This window comes from Acidovorax sp. GW823-FHT01C06, assembly GCF_058798375.1.
In genome coordinates this window covers 92,616-116,357 of the sequence record NZ_JBXAKN010000014.1, presented here as the reverse complement: position 1 = coordinate 116,357, position 23,742 = coordinate 92,616, and the positions used below count along the sequence as shown (strand labels likewise).

At 70.2% G+C, this 23,742-nt stretch carries 24 protein-coding genes; 10 read left to right on the top strand and 14 right to left on the bottom strand.

Annotated features, from left to right (window positions below):
- Positions 1-46 precede the first annotated feature (46 nt).
- The 4 genes from AC1RCS_RS23290 to AC1RCS_RS23275 form a co-directional block, all read right to left on the bottom strand.
- Complete coding sequence (locus AC1RCS_RS23290; protein WP_492246216.1) at positions 47-466, bottom strand: ComEA family DNA-binding protein; 420 nt, start codon at positions 464-466, stop codon at positions 47-49.
- Between the two features lie 47 nt (positions 467-513).
- Positions 514-1,671 carry a lipopolysaccharide assembly protein LapB gene (lapB, locus tag AC1RCS_RS23285; protein ID WP_218297486.1) on the bottom strand — a complete coding sequence of 386 codons (1,158 nt, stop codon included), beginning with the start codon at positions 1,669-1,671 and terminating at the stop codon, positions 514-516.
- On the bottom strand, positions 1,661-1,993 hold the full coding sequence (locus AC1RCS_RS23280; RefSeq protein WP_218297485.1) for a LapA family protein: 333 nt from the start codon (positions 1,991-1,993) through the stop codon (positions 1,661-1,663). The genes lapB and AC1RCS_RS23280 overlap by 11 nt, the downstream gene beginning before the upstream one ends.
- 296 nt (positions 1,994-2,289) lie before the next feature.
- Positions 2,290-3,828, bottom strand: coding sequence for a CYTH and CHAD domain-containing protein (locus tag AC1RCS_RS23275; RefSeq protein WP_492246217.1), 1,539 nt, complete (start codon positions 3,826-3,828; stop codon positions 2,290-2,292).
- A 387-nt stretch (positions 3,829-4,215) separates the two neighbouring features.
- Here AC1RCS_RS23275 and AC1RCS_RS23270 point away from each other — a divergent pair, with 387 nt between their 5' ends.
- Together AC1RCS_RS23270 and AC1RCS_RS23265 are read left to right on the top strand one after the other, a co-directional pair.
- Positions 4,216-5,871 carry a methyl-accepting chemotaxis protein gene (locus AC1RCS_RS23270; RefSeq protein ID WP_492246218.1) on the top strand — a complete coding sequence of 552 codons (1,656 nt, stop codon included), beginning with the start codon at positions 4,216-4,218 and terminating at the stop codon, positions 5,869-5,871.
- Between the two features lie 15 nt (positions 5,872-5,886).
- Positions 5,887-6,090 carry a hypothetical protein gene (locus tag AC1RCS_RS23265; RefSeq protein ID WP_218294188.1) on the top strand — a complete coding sequence of 68 codons (204 nt, stop codon included), beginning with the start codon at positions 5,887-5,889 and terminating at the stop codon, positions 6,088-6,090.
- 36 nt (positions 6,091-6,126) lie between these two features.
- Here AC1RCS_RS23265 and AC1RCS_RS23260 read toward each other — a convergent pair whose 3' ends face one another.
- Positions 6,127-7,413: a sensor domain-containing diguanylate cyclase gene (locus AC1RCS_RS23260; RefSeq protein WP_492246219.1), complete on the bottom strand. Its 1,287-nt coding sequence runs from the start codon at positions 7,411-7,413 to the stop codon at positions 6,127-6,129.
- Positions 7,414-7,502: 89 nt separating this feature from the next.
- Between AC1RCS_RS23260 and AC1RCS_RS23255 the strand changes: the two genes are divergently transcribed.
- Positions 7,503-7,856, top strand: coding sequence for a DUF6172 family protein (locus tag AC1RCS_RS23255; protein WP_218340830.1), 354 nt, complete (start codon positions 7,503-7,505; stop codon positions 7,854-7,856).
- 58 nt (positions 7,857-7,914) lie between these two features.
- Here AC1RCS_RS23255 and AC1RCS_RS23250 read toward each other — a convergent pair whose 3' ends face one another.
- Complete coding sequence (locus tag AC1RCS_RS23250; protein WP_492246220.1) at positions 7,915-9,171, bottom strand: DEAD/DEAH box helicase; 1,257 nt, start codon at positions 9,169-9,171, stop codon at positions 7,915-7,917.
- Positions 9,172-9,381: 210 nt separating this feature from the next.
- Here AC1RCS_RS23250 and AC1RCS_RS23245 point away from each other — a divergent pair, with 210 nt between their 5' ends.
- The 4 genes from AC1RCS_RS23245 (at position 9,382) to AC1RCS_RS23230 (ending at position 10,753) form a co-directional block, all read left to right on the top strand.
- Positions 9,382-9,852, top strand: coding sequence for a DUF2721 domain-containing protein (locus AC1RCS_RS23245; protein ID WP_218294192.1), 471 nt, complete (start codon positions 9,382-9,384; stop codon positions 9,850-9,852).
- Complete coding sequence (locus AC1RCS_RS23240) at positions 9,849-10,211, top strand: translation initiation factor Sui1 (protein ID WP_492246221.1); 363 nt, start codon at positions 9,849-9,851, stop codon at positions 10,209-10,211. The genes AC1RCS_RS23245 and AC1RCS_RS23240 overlap by 4 nt, the downstream gene beginning before the upstream one ends.
- A 35-nt stretch (positions 10,212-10,246) precedes the next feature.
- The gene (locus AC1RCS_RS23235; RefSeq protein ID WP_492246222.1) at positions 10,247-10,468 is read left to right on the top strand and encodes a DUF3820 family protein; all 222 of its coding nucleotides are present in this window, start codon (positions 10,247-10,249) and stop codon (positions 10,466-10,468) included.
- A 111-nt stretch (positions 10,469-10,579) separates the two neighbouring features.
- The gene (locus AC1RCS_RS23230) at positions 10,580-10,753 is read left to right on the top strand and encodes a LiaI-LiaF-like domain-containing protein (RefSeq protein ID WP_218294196.1); all 174 of its coding nucleotides are present in this window, start codon (positions 10,580-10,582) and stop codon (positions 10,751-10,753) included.
- A gap of 51 nt (positions 10,754-10,804) precedes the next feature.
- On the opposite strand, the gene AC1RCS_RS23225 is transcribed toward AC1RCS_RS23230, so the two are convergent.
- Together AC1RCS_RS23225 and ytfE are read right to left on the bottom strand one after the other, a co-directional pair.
- Positions 10,805-11,257: a group III truncated hemoglobin gene (locus AC1RCS_RS23225; protein WP_218340834.1), complete on the bottom strand. Its 453-nt coding sequence runs from the start codon at positions 11,255-11,257 to the stop codon at positions 10,805-10,807.
- On the bottom strand, positions 11,254-12,024 hold the full coding sequence (ytfE, locus tag AC1RCS_RS23220; RefSeq protein WP_492246223.1) for an iron-sulfur cluster repair protein YtfE: 771 nt from the start codon (positions 12,022-12,024) through the stop codon (positions 11,254-11,256). The genes AC1RCS_RS23225 and ytfE overlap by 4 nt, the downstream gene beginning before the upstream one ends.
- Positions 12,025-12,114: 90 nt before the next feature.
- Between ytfE and AC1RCS_RS23215 the strand changes: the two genes are divergently transcribed.
- Positions 12,115-12,615, top strand: coding sequence for an RrF2 family transcriptional regulator (locus AC1RCS_RS23215; RefSeq protein ID WP_218294199.1), 501 nt, complete (start codon positions 12,115-12,117; stop codon positions 12,613-12,615).
- 69 nt (positions 12,616-12,684) lie between these two features.
- On the opposite strand, the gene AC1RCS_RS23210 is transcribed toward AC1RCS_RS23215, so the two are convergent.
- The 5 genes from AC1RCS_RS23210 to serB form a co-directional block, all read right to left on the bottom strand.
- A complete protein-coding gene (locus tag AC1RCS_RS23210; protein WP_492246224.1) occupies positions 12,685-13,680 on the bottom strand; it encodes a helix-turn-helix transcriptional regulator in 996 nt (331 codons plus the stop codon).
- A gap of 24 nt (positions 13,681-13,704) precedes the next feature.
- Positions 13,705-15,804 (bottom strand): xanthine dehydrogenase family protein molybdopterin-binding subunit, encoded by a 2,100-nt coding sequence (locus AC1RCS_RS23205; protein ID WP_492246225.1) that lies wholly within the window; start codon positions 15,802-15,804, stop codon positions 13,705-13,707.
- Positions 15,801-16,265 carry a (2Fe-2S)-binding protein gene (locus AC1RCS_RS23200; RefSeq protein ID WP_492246226.1) on the bottom strand — a complete coding sequence of 155 codons (465 nt, stop codon included), beginning with the start codon at positions 16,263-16,265 and terminating at the stop codon, positions 15,801-15,803. Before AC1RCS_RS23200 ends, AC1RCS_RS23205 begins: the two co-directional genes overlap by 4 nt.
- A gap of 158 nt (positions 16,266-16,423) precedes the next feature.
- Positions 16,424-17,020 carry a redoxin domain-containing protein gene (locus AC1RCS_RS23195; protein WP_492246227.1) on the bottom strand — a complete coding sequence of 199 codons (597 nt, stop codon included), beginning with the start codon at positions 17,018-17,020 and terminating at the stop codon, positions 16,424-16,426.
- Between the two features lie 32 nt (positions 17,021-17,052).
- Entirely contained in the window at positions 17,053-17,766 is a 714-nt protein-coding gene (gene serB / locus AC1RCS_RS23190; protein ID WP_218294204.1) for a phosphoserine phosphatase SerB, read from the bottom strand.
- Positions 17,767-17,986: 220 nt separating this feature from the next.
- Between serB and AC1RCS_RS23185 the strand changes: the two genes are divergently transcribed.
- Positions 17,987-19,609, top strand: a complete 1,623-nt coding sequence (locus AC1RCS_RS23185) for a serine hydrolase domain-containing protein (RefSeq protein ID WP_492246228.1) — start codon at positions 17,987-17,989, stop codon at positions 19,607-19,609.
- Between the two features lie 116 nt (positions 19,610-19,725).
- Positions 19,726-21,213, top strand: coding sequence for a carotenoid oxygenase family protein (locus tag AC1RCS_RS23180; protein WP_492246229.1), 1,488 nt, complete (start codon positions 19,726-19,728; stop codon positions 21,211-21,213).
- Positions 21,214-21,320: 107 nt separating this feature from the next.
- Here AC1RCS_RS23180 and AC1RCS_RS23175 read toward each other — a convergent pair whose 3' ends face one another.
- On the bottom strand, positions 21,321-23,678 hold the full coding sequence (locus AC1RCS_RS23175; RefSeq protein WP_492246285.1) for a DNA polymerase II: 2,358 nt from the start codon (positions 23,676-23,678) through the stop codon (positions 21,321-21,323).
- Positions 23,679-23,742: the final 64 nt, after the last annotated feature.

Genomic DNA, 23,742 nt, shown 5'->3' with positions numbered 1-23,742 from the left:
AAAAAGACAAGTCCGCCGAGGCGGGCCTGAAGCCTGAAGAGCGTGCTTAGCTTTTGCTAGCGCTGGCGGCGGCAGCGGGCCCTGGCGCCGTGGCGGCAGGAGGCGCCGCATCGTTCCCCGTGCCCCCGTGGGGCTTGCGGTCCACGGCTTGTTTCCTGCTGCCGTGGTGGTTTTTCGCTTCGGCCCTGGCGGCCGCTGCGGCGCTGTATTTTTTGCCGCCGACCGTCAGGCCTTCCCTGGAGAAATTCACCGCGCTCTTGGGTCCCACGCCGCCGACACGGCCGATGAAGTCGCCCCAGTCCTTGAAAGGCGCGTTCCTGCGCTCTTCCAGGATCCGGCCTGACAGGCCGGGACCGATGCCCTTGATGCCGTCGAGTTCAGCCTCGGTGGCGGTGTTCACGTCCACGGCGGCGAATGCCGCGGCGGCACACAGCGCGGCGAAGAGGGCAAGCAGTTTCTTCAGCATGGCGAATGGTCTCCTGGTGGGGGTGGCGCGGCCTGGCCCGGCGGCTTTCAGAGTTCCTCGACGCGGCGCGCCGGATAGCTGTCCCAGGTCTGGCAGCCGGGGCACTGCCAGAAATGCTGGCGTGCCTCGAACCCGCAGGCCGCGCAGCGGTAGCGGGTGAGCGGCTTGACGGCATGCTCCAGCGCACGCTGGATCTGGGGGTGGAACTCCTCGTGCTCCAGCTTCTCGGCGGCCAGCCATTTGGCGGCGGCCACGAGCGAGCGTTCCTTGTCCAGGTGCTGCACATAGCGCTGCCGTGCCGTGCCGCGCGTGGCGTCGTCGGCGGCTTCCATGGCCACGATGCTTTCGAGCACGTCCAGGGACGGTGCCTGCGCGTAGTGCGCCTGCAGCAGCGCCTGTGCTTCCGGTGTGCGCCCCGTGGCGGTGGCGGCCTCGACGAGCAGCGCGGCGGCCAGGGGCAAAGCGGCGGGGTTGCGCTCGCCCAGTGTTTTCAGGGTGGCCAGCACGGCGGCGGGCTGGCCCATGAGGCGCTGCAGGCGCGCCAGCTCGATGCGCGCGCGGGCGGCCTCCGGGGCGGCGGCCACGGCCTGCTCCAGCAGGGCCTGGGCACCGGGCAGGTCCCCCTGGGTGCTTAGCGCCAGGGCCTGCTCGCACAGGTAGTGGGCCTGGCGGGTGCTGAAGTCGCCCTGATCGGCGTCGTGCATCTTGCGGGCGATGGTGGCGGCATGGGGCCAGTCGCGCGAACGTTCATAGATGGCCAGCAGCGCTAGGCGGGCCTGGGCCTCGAAGGGCGTCCCCTCCAGGCGGTGCAGGGCTTCTTCCGCGCGGTCGAGCAGGCCGGCCTTGAGGAAGTCGAGCGCCAGCGCGTGCTGGGCACGCTCGCGGTCGGTGCGGGAGAGGTCGCCGCGCGAGAGCAGGTGCTCGTGCACGCGCACGGCACGGTCGTATTCGCCCCGGCGGCGGAACAGGTTGCCCAGCGCAAAGTGCAGCTCCGAGGTGTCGGGGTCGTTCTGCACCGCCTCGATGAAGGCGTCGATGGCCTGGTCCTGCTGCTCGTTGAGCAGGAAGTTCAGGCCCTTGAAGTAGGCCTTGGGCGCGCGGCGGTTCTCTGCGCGCAGCTGGCGCAGGTCGAAGCGCGATGCCAGCCAGCCCAGCACGAAGGCCACGGGCAGGCCCAGCAGAATCCAGGTCAGGTCAAATTCCATGGGCGGAGGGCAGGTCGGGCGGTGGTGGCGGGGCAGGGGGGGCCGTGCTGGCCGCGGCGGCGGGGGCCGATGCCGGCGCGGGGGACGCCACGGCGGCATGGGCGCGGCGCGCGGCGGCGCGGTGCCTCCACCAGCGCGGCACCATGCCCAGCACCCCGACGGCCAGGCCTGCCGAGAAGGCGGTCAGCACCACCAGCACCAGGGGTGCGCGCCATTGGGTGCCAAAGAAGAAGTGCACGGTGGCGTCCTGCTGGTTGTTCAGCGCGAAGGCAAACAGCGTAAAAAAAATGGCTGCCTTGAGCAGCCACAGGAGGTATTTCATTGGTCTCCTCAGTGGTGGGGTGATTCTAAGAGTCTGTGTGCACGTCCCCTCAGAGGTGTTCCATGAACTTTCTTGGAGAGGCCACATCGCCGACTGCTGCTGCTGCTGCTGCTGCTGCTGCTGCACGCGCGGCCGCGCTGCCGGGCGTGCGGGGCATGCCATCGCTGCTCTCGTGCCAGCCACACCGCAGGCCGGGCAACTTGACATGCAATGTGCCTGCCATGTTGCCGGCAGAGGATGGACGGTGCCTATCCGGGCAACCTTGGCCCAATTGTTCCGAAGCACAACTCCGCTATTCAGTGCCTGCCCGCCCTGTGCAGGCGGGGCGTCCCTGCAATGTGGCCCAGGGCCTCTTCGCAGGCCGCCACGGTCAGTGCCTGCCGCGCAGCCAGCCAGCCCACGCCAAACCAGGCCTTCGGGTCGGTGGCGGCGATGTCGCCATACAGCACGCTGGCCACGCGTTCATCGTTCAGCCGGCCCAGGGCCGCCAGCGCGGGCTGCAGGCTGTCGAGGAAAGATTCCCCTTCGGCGTCCAGCGCAGGCGCCACGAACTCCGTGAGATAGCGCAAGCGCTTGAGGCGCTTGCGCAGGCGGTGTTGCTCGTCCACCGGCAGGGCTGCAAAGCCCTGGGCCCCCTGGCGCACCCTGGCGTGCAGGCGGTGCAATCGCTTTTGCAGCAGGCGGCGGGTGTCCCGGGCCTCCAGGCCTTGGTCCCCGGCCGCCGACGCGTCATCGCGGCCCCGGGCCGTGAACGCCATGAGGGCGATGAGTGCCGCCTGGAACGCGGGCGTGCGCACGATGATCGCGGCGGCGGCGGGGCCGGGAGCCTGGTCCGCCGCCGCACGCACCTCCAGCGCAGGCGCGCCCGCATCGCGCATGTCGGCGACGATGGCCTGCAGCGCCTGGCCCCGGTCGCGCAGCTGGCCCAGGCGCTGGAACACCTCCACCAGCGGTGGCTCCCAGGCGGGGTCGAACGCGCCGGGGGCCAACGGCGCCAACTCGCGCAAGGCCGTGCGCAGCCGGCGGATGCCGATGCGCAGTTGGTGCACATGTTCCTCGTCGCCCCCGCCTTCCACGATCTCGCTGGCATTGCCCAGGACCTGCTGGAGGCAGTGCGCCACCACCACGCGCTGCAGGCCGCGCCCCTGCAAAAAGTGCTTGCGCTGGCCGCTGGCACGCAGGGGGGCGGCCTTGGTGGCGGGCCGGGCCCATTGCGCGGCCAGCAGCCGCTCGCCGCGCTCCGCCTTGGACACCGTGCTCAGAAACAGCCCGTGCCGTGTGGCCCACCGGGCGGCGATGGCCGCCAGGCCTGATACCGGCCCGGTCTTGAGCTCCAGCTCCAGCTCGCAGATGCGCGCCTCTTTCTGCTGCGGCGTGCCACCGTGGGCGATGACCCGCCCGGTGTCCAGGGCCAGCTCCACCACGCCGCCCTTGAAGGCGATGTCCCGCGTCACGCGGTCCATGGCGGTGCCATAGGTTTCGGCCAGGGGGCCGCTGGCGCCCTGCAGCGCGTGCAGCAGCCGGGTGCCCGCCAGGGTGCCGGCATGCAGTGCGGGGTGGGGCTCGGGGGCGGGGCCCGCGGCGTGGGCCGGGCCCCGGTCCACGTTGTGCTCCTCCCGGTCCAGGGGGCCGTCACCCAGGGCCTTGACGGTCTGCACCCACAGGTCGCCTTCGCGGCGCAGCCGCAGCGCGATGCCGCGGGCCGCCAGCGCGCCATCGGGCGTGTCGAAGTAGCGGGCCTCCATGCGGATGGACGCGCACGGGCCCCGGCGCGCGGCCGCCTGCACGGCCGCCAGGCGCTCGGGAGGAATGCAGAACTTGAATTCGATTTCCATGGGGTTTATTTTGCCTGCGCGTGGAAGTGTTTTTATTTTTGCAGAGAGAAAGTGCAGTGGTGAATAATGCGTGGAGATAATCGGAAATATCCAAGAATGATCATCATGACAATTTATTGAATGACCCCGGTGGCATCAAGCGTACCCGTGCCTTGCATCGAATTCCCGGTTGGCTGCCGGATGTGGCGGGGATTCGGCGGATTATAGGGTGGCCATGAATATCCGTGTTCGAATTGCCCTGTTCTTCGGTGGAGGATGTGTCAATACTTCCCTTTCGGCTTGGATTATCGATTGGTCACGGTTCTGTCATTTGAAACAATTAGTATCTTCTGGGTGCCCGGGGTCGTCTCCGGTGGCCATTCAAGAGGATTCCAGATGCTTCAGAAAATGAAAATTGGCACCAGGCTGGCCCTGGCATTTGCAGTGCTTCTGCTGCTGATCTCCGCGCTGGCGGCTGGCGGCATCAGTGGCGCCAAGCGCCTGACGGAGCGCAGCGCGGCGCTGTATGGGGACCGCACGGTGCCCATGGGCGTGCTGGCCGAGATCAGCCACCTGACCCAGCGCAACCGCGTGCTCGTGATGGACATGCTGATGGACCCCGGCACCAGCAATCTGCAGGCAAGCCATGCGGCGCTGTCCGCGAACGTGGAGCGGATCCGGGCCCTGTGGAAGTCCTACACCGCCAAACCCCTCGGCGAGCAGGAGCAGGCGCTGGCCCGGGCCTTCGCGCAGGCCAATGCCGCGTACCTGGACAAGGGGCTGATTCCCGCGGCCGCGGCGCTGGTGGCGGGCAAGTACGACGATGGCTCCGAGCTCTACATCAGCCAGATCCGGCCCCAGGCCGCGAAGGTGCAGGATGCCGTGGAACAGCTGGTGGCGTTGCAGATCAGCCTGGCGGACGCGGAGTTCGGCGCGGCCCGGCAGATGAGCGAAACCATCCATGTGTGGATGCTGGCGGCCACCGTGCTGGCGCTGCTGGCGGGCACGGCGATGGCATGGGTCATCACCCGGTCGATCTCGCATCCGCTGCGGCAGGCCGTGGCGTTGGCGCGGACGGTGGCCGGAGGCGACCTGAGCGCGCAGATCGAGGTGCGCGGTGCCGACGAGACGGCGGAGCTCCTGGGGGCGCTGCGCGAGATGAACCAGCAGCTGGTGCGCGTCATCACCGAAGTGCGCGAGAGCACCGAGTCGGTGGCGCAGGAGGCCGTGCTGATCGCGGGGGGCACCGAAGACCTGGCCCGCCGCACGGAGACGCAGGCCTCCAATCTGCAGGAGACGGCTGCCTCCATGGAGCAGCTCACCATCACGGTGCAGCACAACACCGACAACGCCCACCGCGCCACCCACCTGGCGCAGGAGGCCAGCAAGGTCGCGAACGAAGGCGGCAGCGTGATGCGCAATGTCATCGCCACCATGCAGGAGATCCATGTCCAGTCGCAAAAGATCACGGACATCATCAAGGTGATCGACGACATCGCGTTCCAGACCAACCTGCTGGCCCTCAATGCGGCCGTCGAGGCCGCCCGCGCGGGGGAGCAGGGGCGGGGCTTCGCCGTCGTGGCCGGGGAAGTGCGGGGGCTGTCGCAGCGCAGCAGCACGGCGGCGCGCGAAATCCGGGGGCTGATCACGGCGAGCGTGGATGGGGTCGAGCGGGGCTCGGCGCTGGTCGGCCAGGCGGGCGAGCGCGTGGCCAATACGGTGCGGCATGTCGATCAGGTGGTGGAGCTCATCAGCGAGATCCGGGACGCCGGCCAGGAGCAGTCCCGGGGCATCGCGCAGATCGGTGAAGCCGTGCGCCAGCTTGACGCCGCGACGCAGAAAAATGCGGCGCTGGTGGATGACAGCTCGTCGGCGTCCACGGGCATGAAGCACCAGGTGCGGCGGCTGCTGGAAGTGATCCACCAATTCCGCCTGGTCCCCGACGGCGCCGCCGCGGCGGTGGACGGGACGGCGCCGCAACCATCGGGCGGTGCGCGGCAGCTTCTGGCGGCACCGCCACGGCCCCAGGCGGCGCACAAGCGCCTGGCCACGGTGCCGCGCTAGGACGGAGCCCTTTCCATGAACAGGACCGATGTACTGATTGCCATTGCCGAGGTGGCGCGCACGGGAGGCGCTTCGAGCCCCGAGGACTCCATTTCGCAGCTGGCCATGGTCATCGACGGCCTGGAGCTGTCCAGCAGTGGTTCGGAGATGGCGATGGAGATGCTGCTCAAAAGCGCCGCCTGCCTGTGGAACCTGCAGCAGGAGCGGCTGCGCCTGTGAAGCACCGGGAGGCGGGCGCTGCCCCGGTGCGCCTTCTCAGCGCGGGGCCGGTGGCGGCTCTTGCGGGGCGGCCACGTCGAGGGACGCGATCTGGTTGCGCCCCTGGTGCTTGGCCAGGTACAGCGCCTGGTCGGTACGGTCCAGCATGTCGCGCAGGCTGCGGTCGCTTTGCCGGAAGGCGCCCAGCCCCAGGCTGGCGGTGATGCCATAGCCGTGGCCCGCCTCGTCGGCCAGGCGCAGCGCGCGGATGCTCTGGAGAATGCGCATGGCCACTTCCATGCCCTCGGCCAGCGCGGTCAGCGGCAGCAGCACGCCAAACTCCTCGCCCCCCAGCCGGCCCACCGTGTCGCTGGCGCGCAGCTGGCTCTTGACGGCCTGGGCAAACGCCACCAGCGCGCGGTCGCCCTCCAGGTGGCCAAAGCGGTCGTTGATGGACTTGAAGTGGTCCAGGTCCAGCATGAGCAGCGCGAGCGGCTCGCCGTTGCTGCGCGAGCGCGCGTACACCGATTCGGCGCATTCCAGGAACGCGCGGCGGTTGGCCATCCCCGTCAGCATGTCGGTGGTGGCCAGGCGCTGCAGCTCGCGCTCCAGGTTCTTGCGCTGCGTCACGTCGCGGTAGATGCCCTCCACGCCCGCGAAGTTGCCCGCATGGTCGTACAGCGCGTGGCTGCTGATGGAGATGTCGATCACCTGCCCGTCGCGCCGCACCATCTGGCCGGGAAAGTCCGACACCTCGCCTTTTTCCACGATGGCGGCCTTGAACGCGTCGCGGTCGGAGCTGTGCGGGTAGTACGACTCGGCGGTGCGGCCCTCGATCTCGTGGGGCTCATAGCCCAGCACGCGCCGCACGCCCGGGCCCACGTGCTGCACGACACCCTTGGCGTCCGTGCGGTAGTACACGTCCTGCATGTTCTCGAACAGGCGGCGGAAGTTCTGTTCGCTTTCGCGCAGCTGGTCCTCGATCTCGCTCTGGTGCGTCATGTCCAGGCCGCACATCAGCACGGCGGGGGCGCCCTGCCACTCCACCGCCACGCTGCTGATCAGCACCATGCGCAGGTTGCCCCGCAGCGTGCGGATGCGGAACTCCGACGGCTTGTTGGGCCGTCCTCCCTGCCCGGGCACGGTGACCTGCTGGACACGGTGGTTGGAGCGCACGCGGTCCATGGGATGCACGAAGTCGTCCGAGGGCCTGCCGATGAGGCTGTCCGGGCCCTGTGCCTCCAGGAGATCCAGGCCGGCGGCGTTGGCAAAGCGGATGATGCCCCCCTGGGTGACCAGTACAGCCGCTGGCAGCAGTTGCAGCAGACGGAGGTCGTTGAACATCGGCGTGACGTAACAAAAGGTAATGCCCCATTGTGGCACCGGGGTGGGCCGGTGGGAATCGATGTTTGTCACAGGCGGTACCATCGCCCATGAGAAAAACTTTCCAACTCCACGTTGAAGGCAAGAACCGCGACCGCGTTCTGGATGCCGTCAAGCACGAAATCCGCAAGTACATCAAGCGCGAACGGCGCCGCGAGCTGCCCGAAGGCGCTGACTTCTGGGACTTTGACTGCCAGTTCGGCCGGACCAGGGAAGACGCCGCCGCGGCGCACCTGTCGGCCTTGACCGGGCTCATCAACGAAGTGGCGGCAGAAGGCGGCCCGCAGTTCCATGTGGAGATCGTCGCCAGGCCCGGCAAGCGCACGCCCCGGCCCGCGGGCGAGCCCGGGGCCCCGTCCGGCCAGGACGGCGGCGGCATGGACGAGGCCGGCGAAGGGGCTTGACCCCGGGCCGTGGCGAGCGGGCGGCCAGGAGCCCCCGCGGGTGTTCGACAGGCTCCTTCTAGGAGCCTTTTTTGTCTGCGGCCGCCGCAGCGCGCAGCTTGTCCTTCTTGCTGGGCCGCTTTCCCTTGATGCCGCCGGTGCCCTGGGGGTCGGCGGCCGAGGCCGGTGCGGGGGCCTCGGTGGGCTCAAAGCCCGCAATCTGCTCGCGCGGCAGGCTCAGGTGCTGGCGTTTTTCGATGAGCCGGAAGTGCGCTTCGGCATCGGCCGTCACGAAGCTCACGGCCACACCGCTCTCGCCCGCGCGGCCCGTGCGGCCGATGCGGTGCACATAGTCCACGGCCGAGCGGGGCAGGTCGTAGTTCACCACGGCCGGCAGCTGCGCGATGTCGATGCCGCGCGCGGCCAGGTCGGTGGTCACCACCACCTGCCAGCGTTCGTCCTTGAACTCCTGCAGCACCTGCTTGCGCGCGCCCTGGCTCAGGCCGCCGTGAAAGGGACTGGCGAAAATGCCGGCCTTGTACAGCTTTTCGGCCACATGCTCGGCCGCGTACTGCGTGGCCACGAACACCAGCACGCGCGGCCAGCCGTGCTCCTTGACCAGGTGCCGCAGCAGCTGGGTGCGGCGGGCGGCATCCACCGCGATGGCGCGCTGCTCGATGGCGGGCTCGTTGCCCGGGGTGTGGGGCACTTCCACGCGCACCGGGTTTTTCAGCAGGCCGTCGGCCAGCGCCTGCACGGCGGCGGGAAAGGTGGCTGAAAAGAACAGGTTCTGCCGCTGGGCGGGCAGCAGGGCCAGCACGCGCGCCAGCTCTTCGGCGAAGCCCAGGTCCAGCAGGCGGTCGGCCTCGTCGAGCACCAGGTGCGCCACGGCGGACAGCCGCAGCGCGTTGTGCTCCACCAGGTCCAGCAGGCGGCCCGGCGTGGCCACCACGATGTCGGCGCCGCCGCGCAGCCCCAGCATCTGCGGGTTGATCGACACGCCGCCGAACACGATGGCGATCTTCAGCGGCTGCTGCAGGTGCTGGGCCAGGCTGCGCAGCACCTCGCCCACCTGGGCGGCCAGCTCGCGCGTGGGCACCAGCACCAGGGCGCGCACCCTGCGCGGGCCGCCGGTGGCGCCCAGTTGCAACTGCTGCAGCAGGGGCAGGGCGAAAGCGGCCGTCTTGCCCGAACCCGTCTGCGCGGCGCCCAGCAGGTCAGCGCCTTGCAGGACGGCTGGAATGGCGCCCGCCTGGATGGGCGTGGGCCCCACGAAACCCGCCTTTTCGGCAGCGTGGACAAGGGCAGGGGACAGACCGAGGGAGGCAAAGGGCATGGAGGCAGCGCTGGAGCGGCGTTGAAAGCGGACGCACGACAGCGCGAACGGGGAAAGATGGGGGGATTGTCGCCGCAGTTGCCCTCGGGGCCCGTGCGCCGCCTCGGCGCGCTGGCGTGCCGGGCCTGGCGGCGGGCCCCGTGGGTGGCCACCGCCCTGATAATCAGGCACCGGCGGTTCGCCGGTTTTTCCCTTGTCTTTCCCCGCACCATGGCCCTTACCCTTGATTCCTCCGCCATCACCCACGGCATCCAGCTGGCGGTGGCGCCCGTGTTTTTGCTCACGGCCGTGTCCGGCATGATCGGCGCCGTCGCGGGCCGGCTCGCCCGCATCATCGACCGGGCCCGCGTGGTGGAAGACCGCGCCCGTGCCAACACCGAGCCCGAGTTTCTGGCCCGCGCCTACAGCGAGCTGGCAGACCTGCGGCTGCGCGGGCGGCTGGCCAACGGGTGCATCGGGCTGCTCACGTTCTGCGCGTTCCTGATCGGCACCACCATCATCCTGCTGTTCCTGGGCGAGACCACCAATTTCCAGTCCAACCGGCTGGCGGTGGCGGGCTTCCTGGCGGGAGTCGCGTCGTTCTTGCTGGCGCTGGTGTGTTTCCTGACCGAGACGCTGCTGGCCACGCGGTTGCTCAACTTCCACATGCTGCAGCAAGAGGTGGAAGGTAAAAAGCCATGAAGTCGTTTGCCGACCTGGGCGGCCTGGTGTATTCCACCGACTCCGGCCGCATGTGCCCGGGCTGCCGCCAGCCCGTGGCGCAGTGCACCTGCCAGCAGAACAGACCCTTGCCCACGGGGGACGGCATCGTGCGCGTGTCGCGCGAAACCAAGGGGCGCGGCGGCAAGGCCGTGACGCTGGTCAAGGGCGTGCTCGTGGACGGTGCCGCGCTGGAGCAGCTGGGCAAGCAGCTCAAGGCCGCCTGCGGCAGCGGCGGGACGGTGAAGGACGGTGTGATCGAAGTGCAGGGTGACCATGTGGAGCGCGTGATGGCCGCCCTCCAGAAGCTGGGCCACAAGGTCAAGCGCGCGGGAGGCTGAGGCCCCCTGAAACGAAAAGAAGGCACCGCACCACGATGGATCCCGAAAAACTGCAGCGCCTGGTCACCCTGGAGATGCCCTATGGCAAGTACAAGGGAACGGTGCTGGCCGATCTGCCGGGCAACTACCTGAACTGGTTCGCGCGCGAGGGTTTCCCCAAAGGCGAGCTGGGGCAGCTGCTGGCGCTGATGCACGAGATCGACCACAACGGCCTGTCGGACCTGCTCAAACCGTTGCGCCGGGGCCAAGGCCGCTGATTCCCGGGCCGGCGACCTGCGGATGACCCGGCCACTGCATGCCCTGGCGCGGGTCCATGGGACGCCGCCATAATCAGGCCACTACCTGCCAACAACTCCGAGGGAATGCACATGAAGGGCAATATTGCGGCGATCGTCCTGGTCGTGCTGGGCGTGTTTTTTCTGCTGACCAATCTGGGGCTGATCAGCATCAGCCTGCGCGAGTTGCTGCGGGTATGGTGGCCGGTCGCGCTGATCGCGGTGGGCGTGGCCCTGTTCTTTACGCCCGGTACCAAGGGCAAGTAAGGCCGGGTTCGCGGGGCACCCGCAACACCGACCATCGCCCCGCGCGCGGGATCAGCCGCCGGCCCGCCGTGGGCCGTGCCCGTCGTCTTCGCGTGGCGGCACAAAGGCCGGGTCGCTGCCGAAATAGCCCCGGAACAGGTTGCGCGCGATGCCATGCGCCGCCACCTGCAGGCTGTCCGCCACCTCGGGCGTGAACAGGCGCTCGGTGTGGTGCTGCCACAGCCTTACCCAGGCGGCGAAGTGGGCTGGCGTGACGCCGTCCAGCGCCATGTGCTTGCCGAAGACATCGCCGCGGAAGCTGCGCGTGCCCAGCGCCACCGTGCTCCAGAAATCGACAAGCCGCTGCAGGTGGTTCTCCCACTGGCCGTGCAGTGCCTTGTCGAAAACGGGCCCCAGGAGCGGGTCGGCCCGCACATCGGCGTAAAAGCCATGCACTAGTTGCGTGATGCTCTGCACGCTGGGTGCCGAGGCCTTCCCGGGGGGCGTGGCCGCCGGATCGCTCATGGCCGTGCGGCTCCCGCTCCGCTGCACCCGCAGCCCGACGAACCGCAACCCTGCGAGGGGGCCGCCGCACCTGCCTCGAACGGCGGGAACAGCACGTTGTTTTCGAGGTGGATGTGGTTGATGAGGTCGTCACCCAGCTGGGCGATGCCCGCATACAGGGCGCGCCAGGTGTTGCAGGCGCCCTGGGGGGGCGTGGCGTCGTTGGTCAGGGCGTTGAGCTTGTCCAGCGCGGCGCCATGGTCCACGTGCTCGGCACGCATCATGCCGATGGGCTGGCCCACGAAGGGGTTGCCCCCGGCCTTGAGCATCGGAAACAGCACCTGTTCTTCCTTGGCCATGTGCGAAAGCAGTTCACCGTGCATGTCTTCCAGCAGGTCGGCCAGCCCGGCAGGCACCATGGGGTTGTCGCGGTGCACGGCTTCCACGCGGCGGGCCATGCGGATCAGTTCGGGCAACTGGGCGCGGTGCACCTCATGGTAGCGCGCCAGGATGTGGTCGATGAGCGCGCCGGGCGAGGCGGCTTCGGGCAAGGCGTCGCTGCGCTGCAGGGCCGCCAGTTCCGCCAGGACGGCATGGGCGTCCAGCCCCTTCTCGGCGGCGGCATGGGCCAGGCTGACCTGCCCGCCGCAGCAGAAGTCGAGCTTGAGCCGCCGGAACACCGCCGTGGCGCCGGGCAGCTGCACGGCAATCTGGCCGATCTGCTGATCCGCGCCGAGGGGCGCGTGTGCGGGGTGGGCGGTTTGCAGGTGATCAACGCGGGCGTTCATGGCGATCCTTTAAAGATTCATTTGATGTGAATATTTTATCCAATAAAATTCTCGGTAGATGCATCTTTTAATTGACCTGGGGCAAATCCCATGCGCCTGACCCAATGGACCGACTACACGCTGCGGGTGCTCATGTACTGCGCTGCCACCGAAGGCCGCCAGCAGCCGGTGACCATCACCGAGGTGGCGCAGGGCTACGGCATCTCGCGCAGCCACCTGATGAAGATCGTGCAGCAGCTGTCCGCCCAGGGGTTGCTGGAGACGACGCGCGGCCGGGGAGGCGGCATGCGGCTGATGCGGCCTGCGGGCACCATCAACATTGGCGCGGTGGTGCGGGCCACCGAGACGGATTTCAATCTGGTGGAGTGTTTCGACCCCGCCACCAACCAGTGCCGCCTGAGCAGCCATTGCCGCCTCAAGGGCGTGCTGTGGCAGGCCATGCAGGCCTACCTGGCGGTGCTCGATGGCGTGACGCTGGAGGATCTGATGGCGCCACAGGCCGCCGCCCTGGGCTTCGGCGCCCTGCCCACCGTGGCTGTGCCTCGCAACGGGGCCGCGCGGCGGGCCGCGCCGGATGGGGTTGAATTCTGAACGAAAAAGGGCTGTGGCGCTTTACTGTCAAGCGCAAGTTGCTATTAAAAACATAGTTATCGAGGTGGGTTACCCCGGCTCCCCGAACGCCTGCCGGTAGCGGGCGGGGGTCAGGCCCACATGGCGCGCGAATTCGCGCGTGAAATGCGGCTGGTCCGCGAAGCCGCAGGCAAAACCGATCTCCGCCAGGCCGTGGCGCTCCTGCAGCAGCCACTGCGCGGCGGCGCGGGCCCGGGCCTCCGCCACGATGCTGCGGCAGCTCAGGCCGGTGCCTGACAAGGCCCTTTGCAGGCTGCGGCGCGCGAGCCCCGCCTGGCGCGCCAGCGCATCCACGGTGTGCGGGGCGGCGGGGTCTTGCAGCACATGGCGTGCAAGCGCATGCGCGAGGGGCGGCCAGGGCAGGGGATCGCACAGGCCGGTGGCGGCACTCGGCGGCGGCGCCTCGGGGGCGCGTGCGCCGCTGGCTTGCCAGTGCAGCACCCACTGGTCCACCTTGCCGTGCGCCATGAGTTGCGCGAGCCGTCCGTCCAGGTCCCCGTCCAGTCCCCCTCCCTGCCGGTCATCGGCATCCCATCGCAGGCGGGACGCAGCCATCTCCACCCCCAGTGCGCGCACGCCCAGGGCCTTTCCGGCGCCCAGCAGCACACCCAGCACGGCGAGGCTTTCGGTGGGCAGGGGCGGCTGGGCCACGCCAGCGCGTGCGTGGTGGCGCAGCTGCAGGCGCCCTGGGCCCAGGGCCTGCATGCTGACCTGATGGCGGGAGTGGACGTAGCGCTCCAGGCGCTGCCAGCGGGCGAGCAGGGCGGCCATGTCGGCGGCGCCCATCAAGGCCCGGTGCACGGGGTCGCCTTGCAGCAGGTCCACCCGCTGGGCCAGCCGCAGCAGCATCGCGGGCCCGCCCTGCCGCAGGATGGCTTCCACCACCGCGCGCTTGCAGGCCAGGGGCACGCGGCTGCCCTGGGGACCGCCGTGCAGGCCATGGGGCGCGGGCGGCGGCGCCAGGCCGTGCGCGTGCATGGCGCGCACCAGCACGCGGACCATGGCGGCGCTGGCGAAGTCTTGCATGGGGCCGGATTGTGCCCGCGCGGCCTAGCGCGGGGCCAGCGCGTGTTGCACGTCCGCGCGGCGCACGGGCAGGCGGGTGAACCGCACGCCGGTGGCGTCGCGCAGCGCGTTGGCGATGGCCCCCGCCCCCGCGACCATGGCGGTCTCGCCGGCGCCCGTCGGGGGCTCGCGGCTGTCCACCAGGTGCACGTGCAGCGGCGGCACGTCGCCCATGCGCGGCAGCGGGTAGTCGGCGAAGGTGGCCGCCGCCACGCCCGAACGCGCCACGGGGACTTGCTCCAGCAGCACCATGCCCAGGCACCAGACGAGGTTGCCCTCGGTCTGGGCGCGCACGCCATCGGGCTGCAGGACGAGGCCGCAGTCGTGGGCGCACCAGATCGCGGTCACGCGCACCTCGCCCGTGCCCCGGTGCACCTCCACATCGGCCACGGCGGCGGCGTAGCTCACGCCCTTGTAGATACCGCCCGCGATGCCGCGGCCGCGCAGCGTGGTGGCGTCGCTGCGGGGGCGTTCGCCCCAGCGCGCGTGGCTGGCGGCTTGCGCCAGCACGGCGCCAAGGCGCGTGTCCGAGGTGTGGCGCAGGCGCCAGTCCAGCGGGTCGGCCCCCGCGAGGCGCGCGCATTCGTCCATGGCGCTTTCCACGGCCAGGGTGTTGGGCCCCGCGCCCAGGCCGCGCCAGGGGCCCGTGTGCACGGGCAGCCGGGCGGCGGTGAATTCGATGCGCTGCCGGGGCACGCCATACGGCAACTGCGCGCCGCGCGCCACGCCGCTGTCGCCCGCCAGGTCGGCCAGGCGTTGCATCCACACCGGCATGGCGGCGGGCGTGAACAGGATGTGGCTGCTGGCGAAGGCATGCCACCAGTGGGTCAGGCGCCCCTGGTGCACGCGGGCGCGGATGCGGTGGCTCGACGGCGGGCGCTGGAAGCCCTGGGCAAATTCCTGCGCGCGGCTCCATTGCACCTTGACCGGCGCGCCCGCCGCCTGGGCGAGCACGGCGGCTTCCAGCTCCACCGTGCACAGCGTGCGCCCGCCAAAGCCGCCACCCACGCGGCAGGCCTGCACCGCGATGCGCCCCGCCTCCAGGCCGAGCTGGCGGGCGAGCACGTCGCGGATGTAGAACAAGTCCTGCGTCCCGGCCCAGACGCGCAGCGCAGGGCCTTCGCCTTCCTGCGGCATCCACTGCGCGGTGGCGCTGCGGGGCTCGATGGGAGCGTGGGCGGCCAGCGGGATGTCCATGCGCAGGTCCAGCGTCCACAGGGTGTCCCCGGGCACGTCGTCCTGGCGCACGGCATGCTGCAGGCGGCCACGGCGCAGGTGCTGGTCGATGTCGATGCGCTCGTCGATGGCCGGCTGCCCGAAGGCGCCGTCCACCTCCCACTGCACGGCCAGTGCGGCCTCGATGCGGTCGAGCGCGGCGGGCGTGCGCGCCACGATGCCCAGGCCCCGGCTGCCCATCTGCCGCAGGCGGGGGCTTTGCAGCACGGCCACGCAGGCGGGGTCGGCGCGCGCGGCGGCCTCGTCGAAGGACCGGGGGTGCGAGGGCAGCTCGGCCGACACCGGTGCGCGCAGCACGCGTCCGTACAGCAGCCCGGGCAGGCGCGTGTCGCCCGCGAACAGGGGCTGGCCCGTGACGATGGCGTGCAGCTGGCCGGGGGCCGGGGCGGCGGGCGGCCGGGCGCCTGCGCGCGGCTGCAGGCTGCGCAGGGCGCTGGCAGGGATGTCGCGCGCGCCGAGCGTGCCCGTGGTCCGCCCCTGGGCCAGCGCCTCGCGCAGGGTGGCGCAGGCGCGTGCCAGCGGCAGGGCGAAGTCCTGCACGCTGGCGCTGCCCACGGTGGCGCGCATGCGGGCGATGTCGGTGGTGGCGGGCAGCCGCAGGTGCACCTGCGCGGGCGGCACGCCCAGCTCCTGGGCCGCCAGGCCCTGCAGCGCGGCACTGATCTGCTGGCCCATCTCGGTGCTGGGCAGCCACAGCGTGTAGCGGCCGCCTTCGTGGCGTATCCAGCCCAGGGCGTCATCGGCGGTGGAGGTGGGGCGCTGGGGGATCACCGGCACCAGCGAGCAGCCCGCCAGCGTGACCGTGAGCGCCCCGGCGCCAGCGGTGGACAGAAACTGGCGGCGCTTCATGGCGCGGTGCCCTGGGCGGCCTGGTGGATGGCCGCCCGCACCCGGTGCTGGGTGCCGCAGCGGCACAGGTGGGCCGACATGGCGGCGTCGATCTGCGCATCGGTGGGGCGGGGCGTGGCGCGCAGCAGGGCCACCGCGCCCATGATCTGGCCGCTCTGGCAGTAGCCGCACTGGGGCACGCGCAGGTCCAGCCAGGCCTGTTGCACGGGGTGCAGCGTGCCATCGCCCGCAGCCAGCCCTTCGACGGTGGTGACGGCGTGCCCCTGCAGCCCGCGTGCGGTGTGCAGGCAGGCGCGCTGCGCCATCCCGTCAATGAGCACCGTGCAGGCGCCACATTGGCCCACGCCGCAGCCAAAGCGGGTGCCGACCAGGCCCAGCGGCTCGCGCAGCAGCCAGAGCAGGGGCTCGTCCTCCCAGCCGGGCGGCACGGGCTGGTGTTGCTGGTTCAGGGTGATGTGCATGCGGGCCTCCGGTGGTGGTATGGAGGCCAGTGTGCAAAGGCAGGGGCGGCAGGTCTTGAAGATCTGCGCCAGACGGACCGGTGCGGCAAGGGGCTCGCCACACCAGGGATATGAATGAAAATGGCCGCTAGCGCTTATTCTTCAAGCGCTGGTAGCTATTATTTCGGGAGCATTGCATTCCACTGCGGCATGGTCTGCGCCCACCACAGGCGCAGGCGCATCGCCCATTGCGGCGTATAGCCCGAGGTGGCGAACCGCACCTGGCCCTGGGCGTCAATGACCACCAGCGCGGGCACGGCGCGCACGCCCCAGCTGCGCGAGAGCGTGCCCTGCGGGTCCACCGCCGTGGGCCAGGCCATGCCGCGTTGGCGCTGCACCTGCGCGACCCGCTCGGCATTGCCCGATTGCATGGCCACGCCCAGCAGGGGCCAGTCGGTGGACAGGCTGGCGATGCCGGGCTCTTCCAGCTTGCAGACCGCACACCATTCGGCCCAGAAATGCACGGCCACGGCCTGGCCGGGGTGCTGCGCGCGCCATTGCGCCAGGGTGGTGCCGGCGGGCGGGGTGGTGGTGGCGCCGGTGGGGGTGGACGCCATCACCAGCAATGCATCGGGCGCGGGCCCCCGGGGCAGATCGCGCGTGCGCCAGGTGTCCACCGCCACGACGGCGATCCACGCCAGCGCGAGGGTGGCCAGGTGCTGCTTCCAGCCAGTGCGCAGTGAGAACCATGTGCGGGCGAAGAAGGACCGGAGCATGGCGGGGCGATGCGCGGGCGAAGGACTGTGGATCAGCGCAGCACTTCCAGCAGGCGGTCCAGCCCGCCCTGGTTGATGGCCACCTTGGCCTGCGCACGCACGGCGGGCTTGGCGTGGTAGGCCACCGACAGGCCCGCGGCATCCATCATGGGCAGGTCGTTGGCGCCGTCGCCCACGGCGATGGCCTGGGATGGCGCAATGCCCATGAGCGAGGCCACTTCCAGCAGCGTGCGGCGCTTTTCCGCGCCGTCGCAGATGTCGCCCCAGGCCTGGTCCACCATGCGGCCGGTGAGCTGGCCGTTGTCCACCTCCAGCATGTTGGAGCGGGCGAAGTCGATGCCCAGCCCGGCCTTCACACGGTCGGCAAAGAAGGTGAAGCCGCCCGAGACCAGCAGCGTGGTCAGGCCCGCGGCCTTGGCGGCGGTGATCAGCTCCTGGGCGCCGGGGTTGAAGCGCAGGCGCTCGCTGAACACCTGCTCCATGTGCTGCACCGTCACGCCTTTGAGCAGGGCCACGCGCTGGCGCAGGCTTTCCTTGTAGTCGGTGATGATGCCCTGCATGGCGGCTTCGGTGATGGCGGCCACCTCGGCCTTGCGGCCGGCGGCATCGGCGATCTCGTCCACGCACTCGATGTTGATGAGGGTGGAGTCCATGTCGAACGCGATGAGTTTGTAGGCGGACAGGGACAGCGGGGGTTCGATGCCCTGGACAACAAGGCCGGGGGCGAATTCGGTGGCGTTTTTCATGGCGGGGCGCTCTTGGCAAATGCGGAGATCGGAACCCGCAATGGTATCGCCCGCGCCCCGGGGCTCGGGCGGAGGCGGGCAGGGCCGCATCGGCCCGGCGCCTGCTGGCGATGCCGGCGTGGAAAAACGGCAACGGTCCCCGCACAGCGGGCCGGAGCGCGCACGGCCGGGCGCATATGATTCCCGCACAACATGCAACGGAGGGAGGCAGGCGATGGCGATGCACAGGGGACGCAGGGCGGCTGGGCAGGCCGGCGCCGCACCGATCAACCGCAGGCAGGCCACGGCCGTGCTGCTGGCCGGTGCCGCCGCACCCTTCGCGGTGGCGGCCGCGCAAGATGCCGCGGCGCCCGCACCACAGGCCGCCCCCGCCGTGGCCCCATGGCCGGGCGACGACTGGGCCGAAAGCACGCCCGAGGCCCAGGGCATGGACTCCGCGGCGCTGGCCAGGCTCATCGGCTACGGCGCCGCGCAGGGCATGGACAGCCTGCTCGTCACGCGCCACGGCACCCTCGTGGCCGAAGCCTTCTACGCCCCCTACCGCGAGGAGCTCCAGCACGCCGTCAACTCCACCACCAAGGGCATCGTCGCCACGCTCACCGGCATGGCCATCCAGGACGGGCTGATCGCCTCGCGCGACGTGCCCGTGCTCGACTTCTTCGAAGGCCGCCAGGTCGCCAGCGCCGATGCCGCCAAGAAGGCCATGACCCTGGGCCACCTGCTGGACATGACCTCGGGCCTGCACTGGATCGAGCCGCTGAGCGACGCCGTGCCCGAGACCATGCTGCAGCTGGCCCGCGCGCGCGACTGGCAGGGCTTCGTGCTTGACCGGCCCATGGCCCAGGCGCCTGGCGCGGGCTTCAACTACAACAGCGGCAACACCCACCTGCTCTCGGCCATCCTCGCGCACAAGACCGGCGGCAGCACCCTGGCCTATGCGCAAAAGCGCCTGTTCGGCCCCCTGGGCATCACCGACGTGCGCTGGCGCAAGGACCCGCAGGGCATCGAAATGGGCGGCTGGGGCCTGTACCTGCACCCGCGCGACATGGCGCGCATCGGGTACCTCTACCTGCGCCGGGGCCAGTGGAACGGCCGCCAGCTGCTGCCCGCCGCCTGGGTGGAGCAGGTCTTCAATCCGGTGGTGGACATGGGTTTCGGCAGCGCCGCGCCTGCCTTCAGGTACGCCAACGGCTGGTGGAGCATCCCGTCCAGGCGCGCCTACTTCACGGCCGGCTTCAACCGCCAGCTCATCGTGGTGCTGCCCGACCTGGACGTGGTCGTGGCGGTCACGGGCCGGCGCAACTACCCGCTGCCTCCGTTCCTCGACCAGATCATTGCGGCGGCCCGCTCGCACGAGCCGCTGCCCGCCGACAGCGCCGCGCAGGAGCAGCTGGCCGCGCGCATCCGCGACGCCGGGGTGGAAAAGCCCAGCGCCAGCCCGGCCACCACCCCCGAGCTGGCCGCCACCGTCTCGCGCAAGGCCTGGGTGCTGGAGCGCAACCCCCTGGGCATCCAGCGCCTGGTGCTGGACCTGACCCCCGCCAATCCGCGCTATGAAGTCACGTTCGATCCCGGCCGTCCGGAGCTGCCGCGCGAGCCCGTGGCCGGCCCCCTGGGCCTGGACGGCCTGTACCGCACCGCCCCGCAGGGCCCCGACAGGGTCATCGCCATCAAGGGCCACTGGCTCGATGCGCAGAGCTTCCAGCTCATCTCGCGCTCGGTGGCCGATGGGGAGGTCACCGTCATCACGCTGAAATTCGAGGATGGCGGGAGGGCGGTGAACGTGGGGCTGGAGAACAACTGGGGGGTCAGGGGGCAGGTGCGGGGGCGGGCTGCCGGGTAGGGGCGGCATGTGCGAGTTCCCTGGGCAAATTTCCACTGCAGCCTTGGCCCGGTTTGGGACATGATGGACGCACACCCGTGCCAAGACGCCTGAACAGCCATTTTGACCAGAAGCCCATGACCCTCGCCCAGTCCGCAGCACCAGCGCCATCCAGCCCCCTGGGCCGCCTGCGCGGCCTCCAATCCATCGCCCGTGAAATGTCCGACGCCCCGGTCGAGATCCGCGGCCAGATTCCCCCATGGCTCATCGGCGGCAGCCTGCTGCTCAACGGCCCGGCGCTGTGGGACCTGCCGCACGGCAGCTACGAACACTGGTTCGATGGCCTGGCCATGCTGCACCGGGTACGGCTGGCCCCGGGGGACATGGGCGGGGCCAGTGCCACCTACCGCAGCCGCTACCTGCAGACCGACGACCTGCGCGAAAGCCTGGCGGCGCGCAAGCCGGCGCGTGCGGCCTTTGGCACGCCGGACCCGGCGGGCTTCTTCACACGCTTGCGCCACCTGCGCCACCCTAAGGTGTCGGACAACGGGGCGGTGGTGATGGCGCGCATCGGCTCGCAATGGGTGGCGCAGACCGAGACGCCGCTGCTCACCAGCTTCGATCCCGACACGCTGGCCACCACGGGGCGCATCGTGTACGACGATGCCGAGGTGATCCACGTGATGTCGGCCCATGGCATGACGGACGCGCAGGGCGCCTACTGGAACGTGGGGCTGGAGGTGGGCCCCCAGTGCACCTACAAGCTGTTCAAGATCGTCCAGGGCAGCCGGCGGCGCGAGGTGCTGGCGCGCTGGTCCGTGCGCCAGGCCGGCTACCTGCATGCGTTTGCGATGACGCCCACCCATGCCATCGTGTGGCAGCCGGCCATGCGGCTCAACGCGATCAAGCTGGCGTTGTCGGGCAGGGGTTTCATCGACAGCTTTGCGTGGAACCAGTCCCTGGGCTCGCGCATCGACGCCATCTCGCTCATCGACGGCAGCGTGCGCAGCTGGGCCGTGCCGGCGATGACCGGTTTTCATGCCGTGCAGGCCTGGGACGAGCCCAGCCCCGACGGCCGTGGCGCACCCGTGCTGGTGCTGGACCTGTGCACCACCGATGGCCCCGAGATCTTCAGCGCCCTGCGTCTGGAGCGCCTGCGCGCCGGGGTGCCGGTGGGCGTGCAGCACCGCGTGCAGCGCTACCGGCTGGAGCCCGGCCGCAGCGATGCGCAGCCCCGGACGCTGGTGGAAGGCGCCAGCGTGGAGCTGCCCGCCGTGCATGGCGCCTACTGGGGCCGGAAGCAGTCCCGCCACGCCTGGTTCGCGGGCTTCGACCCCGAAGGCAAGGCGCCCATGTTCGACCGTACCGTGAAGCTGGACCTGGACGGCGGCCGCATCGCCGGCATCTGGCAGCGCGAGGCCGCCGTGCAGATGGAACCCCTGTTCGTGGACCGCCCCGGCTCCAGCGCCGAGGACGACGGCGTGCTGCTGGTGCCCACGCTGGCCGAGGACGACACCGGCACGGTGATCGGCGTGGTCGACCCGGCCAGCATGCACTGCCTGGCCGCGCTGCACCTGCCGCAGGTGGTGCCGTTCGGCTTCCATGCGGCGTGGAAGCGGGCCTGAGATGAGCGTCTTCACCTGCACCGCAACCGCACCGCGCCGGTAGCCGCGGTGCGCCCGGCGGTTTGTGCCTTGCCCTGGGCCCGCCTTGCCGAGCCAGGTGGCTGGCGCTAGAACAGGTCCTGCTGGGCCGAGGTCAGGTGGGAGAAACTCTCGCCCAGCGGCTGCAGGATGGCGTCCGCGATCGGCTGGATCTGCTTGGTGAGGTAGTGCCCGTAGTCGATGGGGGAACGGCGCGCCTCCAGCGGCTCAGGCCCGTTGCGGGTCATGACGTAGCGGATCCAGCCGCCGCTCTGGTACTGCTGGGGCCGGCCCCTGCGGGCGTTGTATTCGTCGGCCATGCGGGCGGCACGCACCTGTGGCGGGACGTTGGCCACGTAGGCGTCCAGGCGGTGGCGCAGGCGCTTGCGGTAGACGAGCAGGTCGTCCTTGCCGCCGGCCAGGGTGGCCTGCGCGTAGCCGGCCACGAAGTCCCGGTAGGGCATGCCCTGGAACACGCGCGAGAGCAGCCCTTCCTGGAACTGCCGGGCCAGGGGCGTCCAGTCGCTGCGGGCCATCTCCAGGCCGCGGTAGACCATCTCCTCCTTGCCCTCCACGTCCACGCTCAGGCCGGCGTAGCGCTTCTTGCTGCCCACGTCCGATCCGCGGATGGTGGGCATGAAGAACTTCCTGTAGTGCGTGTCGAACTCGATCTCGAGGTAGTTCTCAAGGCCCTGCTCTTCGCGCAGGGTGCGCGTCCACCAGGCGTTGATGTCCTTGACCAGCCCCGCGGCCACGGCGTGCGCCTCGGCGTTGGTGTGGGTGCGCCTGAGCCAGATGAAGATGGAGTCGGTATCGCCGTAGATGGCCTCGTAGCCGCGCTGCTCCACGAAGTCGCGGGTGGCTTTCACCATCGCATGGCCGCGCAGGGTGATCGCCGAGATCACCTGCGGGTTGAAGAAGCGGCATTCCGACGCACCGAGCACGCCGGCGAACGAGTTCATCACCAGCTTCAGCGCCTGGGACAGGGGCTCGTTCTTCGCGCGCTTGGCCTCGTCGCGCGCGCGCCAGAGGGTGGTGACGATCTCCGGCAAGCAGTGCCTGTCGCGCGAGAAGCGCGTGCCCAGCGGGCCCCGGATCAGCGGCGCCGCGTCGCTGGCGTGCAGGCCCTCCACGTAGCCCACCGGGTCGACGAGGAAGGTGCGGATGATCGAGGGGTACAGGCTCTTGTAGTCCAGCACCACCACGGAGTCGTAGAAGCCGGGCCGGGAGTCCATCACGTAGCCGCCGGGCGAGGACTTGCCCTGGATCTCGCCCACATTCGGGGCCACGTACCCCAGGCGGTGCATGCGCGGCAGGTAGTGGTGGCTGAACGCGGCGATGGAGCCGCCGAAGTGGTCCATCTGCAGGCCGGTGGTGTGGGCCCGCTCCATCACGAACTGCAGCAGCCGGGCCTTGTCGAAGATGCGCAGCACCAGCTCGCAGTCGCGGATGTTGTAGGTGGCCAGCGCGGGCTTGTCGTGCTGGTAGCGCCGCTCGATCTCGGCCATCTTGTCGTACTCGTCCCCGATCTCCTTGCCCTCGCCGAGCAGTTGCTGCGAGACGTTTTCGAGGCTGAACGACGCAAAGCTCCACACGGCCGCACGCAGCGCCTCGATGCCGTCGATGACCACCCGCCCGGGCATGGGCGCGAAGAGGTAGCCCTGCTTGCCCGGGTGCGTGCGCCAGGCAATGGGCCGGCGCTCGCGGCCCGGCAGCAGCGGCGTGGCGCACTCGTCGGCGGTCTTTTGCAGCACATGCAGGTCGAACTGGATCACGTTCCAGCCGATGACCACGTCCGGGTCGTTGCGCTCGAACCAGTCGTTGAGCTGCTCGATCATCGCTTGGCGGGTGGGGCAGTAGATGAGCGCAAAGCCCGGGGGCTCCGTGGGTGCGGAGGGCGGCTCGCCCAGCATGTACACCACGCGCTCGGCCATGCCGTCGAGCGCGATGGAGTACAGCGCCTGGTGCTGGCTGGTCTCGATGTCCAGCGACACGACCTTCAGCGCGGGCCGGTAGCCGGGCGCGGGCGCCAGCCTGCAGTCCACGCGGGCGCCGTTCTCGGTGCGCCCGCCTTCCACTTGCACACCGGCGGTGATGAAGCGTTCCATCAGGTAGCGCTCGTGCGGGCGCACATCGGCTTCGAGCAGGGAGATGCCCAGCTGCTGCAGCGAGCGCGCCAGGCGCCCCAGCTGGCGATAGTGCCTGGCGTAGACCCCGATCACGGGCTCTTGCTGAAAGCTCCTGAGCTCAAGCCCGCGCAGTTCCACACCCGGCAGGGCCAGGAGCTGCGCGTCCACCGTGCCCCGGTGCCGCGCCTCGACGAAGGCCACCGAGGTCTGGCTGGTCAGCAGCACCTTCAGCGGCCCGGCATCCGTCGCCAGCCAGTACTCGATCTCGGTGCCCGCCGGTGTGTCCCGCCAGTGGCGCGTGAGGATGAAGCCCTTCATGGGGATGGAGGCCACGGGCAGGCAGAAGGCACGCAAGGGGGTGGGAGGATCGTCGGTGTGCTGA

Bases quoted from the DNA above. Each gene is read 5' to 3' on its own strand.
- AC1RCS_RS23290 (WP_492246216.1), bottom strand. From the start codon at position 466: ATGCTGAAGAAACTGCTTGCCCTCTTCGCCGCGCTGTGTGCCGCCGCG.
- lapB (WP_218297486.1), bottom strand. From the start codon at position 1,671: ATGGAATTTGACCTGACCTGGATTCTGCTGGGCCTGCCCGTGGCCTTC.
- AC1RCS_RS23280 (WP_218297485.1), bottom strand. From the start codon at position 1,993: ATGAAATACCTCCTGTGGCTGCTCAAGGCAGCCATTTTTTTTACGCTG.
- AC1RCS_RS23275 (WP_492246217.1), bottom strand. From the start codon at position 3,828: ATGGAAATCGAATTCAAGTTCTGCATTCCTCCCGAGCGCCTGGCGGCC.
- AC1RCS_RS23270 (WP_492246218.1), top strand. From the start codon at position 4,216: ATGAAAATTGGCACCAGGCTGGCCCTGGCATTTGCAGTGCTTCTGCTG.
- AC1RCS_RS23265 (WP_218294188.1), top strand. From the start codon at position 5,887: ATGAACAGGACCGATGTACTGATTGCCATTGCCGAGGTGGCGCGCACG.
- AC1RCS_RS23260 (WP_492246219.1), bottom strand. From the start codon at position 7,413: ATGTTCAACGACCTCCGTCTGCTGCAACTGCTGCCAGCGGCTGTACTG.
- AC1RCS_RS23255 (WP_218340830.1), top strand. From the start codon at position 7,503: ATGAGAAAAACTTTCCAACTCCACGTTGAAGGCAAGAACCGCGACCGC.
- AC1RCS_RS23250 (WP_492246220.1), bottom strand. From the start codon at position 9,171: ATGCCCTTTGCCTCCCTCGGTCTGTCCCCTGCCCTTGTCCACGCTGCC.
- AC1RCS_RS23245 (WP_218294192.1), top strand. From the start codon at position 9,382: ATGGCCCTTACCCTTGATTCCTCCGCCATCACCCACGGCATCCAGCTG.
- AC1RCS_RS23240 (WP_492246221.1), top strand. From the start codon at position 9,849: ATGAAGTCGTTTGCCGACCTGGGCGGCCTGGTGTATTCCACCGACTCC.
- AC1RCS_RS23235 (WP_492246222.1), top strand. From the start codon at position 10,247: ATGGATCCCGAAAAACTGCAGCGCCTGGTCACCCTGGAGATGCCCTAT.
- AC1RCS_RS23230 (WP_218294196.1), top strand. From the start codon at position 10,580: ATGAAGGGCAATATTGCGGCGATCGTCCTGGTCGTGCTGGGCGTGTTT.
- AC1RCS_RS23225 (WP_218340834.1), bottom strand. From the start codon at position 11,257: ATGAGCGATCCGGCGGCCACGCCCCCCGGGAAGGCCTCGGCACCCAGC.
- ytfE (WP_492246223.1), bottom strand. From the start codon at position 12,024: ATGAACGCCCGCGTTGATCACCTGCAAACCGCCCACCCCGCACACGCG.
- AC1RCS_RS23215 (WP_218294199.1), top strand. From the start codon at position 12,115: ATGCGCCTGACCCAATGGACCGACTACACGCTGCGGGTGCTCATGTAC.
- AC1RCS_RS23210 (WP_492246224.1), bottom strand. From the start codon at position 13,680: ATGCAAGACTTCGCCAGCGCCGCCATGGTCCGCGTGCTGGTGCGCGCC.
- AC1RCS_RS23205 (WP_492246225.1), bottom strand. From the start codon at position 15,804: ATGAAGCGCCGCCAGTTTCTGTCCACCGCTGGCGCCGGGGCGCTCACG.
- AC1RCS_RS23200 (WP_492246226.1), bottom strand. From the start codon at position 16,265: ATGCACATCACCCTGAACCAGCAACACCAGCCCGTGCCGCCCGGCTGG.
- AC1RCS_RS23195 (WP_492246227.1), bottom strand. From the start codon at position 17,020: ATGCTCCGGTCCTTCTTCGCCCGCACATGGTTCTCACTGCGCACTGGC.
- serB (WP_218294204.1), bottom strand. From the start codon at position 17,766: ATGAAAAACGCCACCGAATTCGCCCCCGGCCTTGTTGTCCAGGGCATC.
- AC1RCS_RS23185 (WP_492246228.1), top strand. From the start codon at position 17,987: ATGCACAGGGGACGCAGGGCGGCTGGGCAGGCCGGCGCCGCACCGATC.
- AC1RCS_RS23180 (WP_492246229.1), top strand. From the start codon at position 19,726: ATGACCCTCGCCCAGTCCGCAGCACCAGCGCCATCCAGCCCCCTGGGC.
- AC1RCS_RS23175 (WP_492246285.1), bottom strand. From the start codon at position 23,678: ATGAAGGGCTTCATCCTCACGCGCCACTGGCGGGACACACCGGCGGGC.